A 699-nucleotide genomic window follows, 5' to 3' on the forward strand; every position below is an offset into this window, starting at 1 on the left:
CCTCGAACCAGATCTCGCCGTTCTGCAGCGTAACATTGAGGCAGTTCGACTGGCCGATGAAGCCGTAGACGAAGGGCGAGACCGGATGGTCGTAGATCTCGTCGGGGGTGCCGACCTGTTCGATCACGCCCTTGCTCATGACGACGACGCGGTCGGCGAGCTCCAGCGCCTCGTCCTGGTCATGGGTGACGAAGATCGTCGTGTGGCCGGTGCGGTCGTGAATGTCGCGCAGCCACTTGCGCAGTTCCTTTCGGACCTGCGCGTCGAGCGCGCCGAAGGGCTCGTCGAGCAGAAGCACGTTCGGTTCCACCGCCATGGCGCGGGCGAGCGCCACGCGCTGGCGCTGGCCGCCCGAGAGCTGCGCCGGATAGCGCTTGTCGAGGCCGGAGAGCTGCACGAGGTCGAGCAGATCGAGGGCGCGCTTGCGGATCTCGGCCGACGGCGGTCTGCGGTTCGACGGGCGGACCTTGAGGCCGAAGGCGACGTTGTCGAGCACGGTCATGTGGCGGAACAGGGCATAGTGCTGGAAGACAAAGCCGATGTTGCGCTCCTGCACGGTCTTTTGCGAGGCATCCTCGTCGCCGAAGAAGATCGTGCCTTCGGTCGGGCTTTCGAGCCCGGCAACGAGACGCAGAAGTGTGGTCTTGCCGGAGCCGGAGGGGCCGAGCAGCGCGATCAGCTCGCCGGAGCGGATGTCGA

1 protein-coding gene is annotated in these 699 nt (G+C 66.1%); it reads right to left on the minus strand.

All coding sequences use genetic code 11. The features are described 5' to 3' along the window. The coding region (locus IB277_RS37620; RefSeq protein ID WP_192373414.1) for a sulfate/molybdate ABC transporter ATP-binding protein at nucleotides 1–699 on the minus strand (699 nt) is incomplete at both ends.

It is taken from the genome of Ensifer sp. ENS07 (assembly GCF_014852185.1).
Classification (GTDB): domain Bacteria; phylum Pseudomonadota; class Alphaproteobacteria; order Rhizobiales; family Rhizobiaceae; genus Ensifer; species Ensifer adhaerens.